The organism is Campylobacter sp. BCW_6871 (genome assembly GCF_001762325.1).
In the GTDB taxonomy this organism is placed as follows: domain Bacteria; phylum Campylobacterota; class Campylobacteria; order Campylobacterales; family Campylobacteraceae; genus Campylobacter_D; species Campylobacter_D jejuni.
On the sequence record NZ_MJWQ01000003.1, the window covers coordinates 1 to 303 of the forward strand.

Annotated in this window: 1 pseudogene; it reads left to right on the forward strand. The window is 26.4% G+C overall.

The features are described 5' to 3' along the window. Window positions 1-303: pseudogene (locus AJ930_RS00015) on the forward strand (hypothetical protein); the annotation flags it as partial.

The following is a 303-nucleotide window of genomic DNA, read 5'->3' on the forward strand; positions in this document are numbered from 1 at the left end:
ATAAATATGAAACTTTCTATGTTGAAGACCAAGGAAGTATTAGACTTAGTTATTCTTTTGATAATGAAAAAGAAGCAATTGATAAAATGCTACAAGAAAATTATCGGCATAAATGCTACAATAGGAAAGATATTAAAGAAAATATCACAAAAGAAGCAACATTAAGAATTATTAAAGAAGAAAAGTTAGAAGTGATTTGGTATGATGAAGCACTTAAACCTTTATGCGCAGGTATTAAACATGATAAACAAAGAGATAAATATATTTCTTTTATCACTAATGCTAAAGCAGAGCTTATAGAAT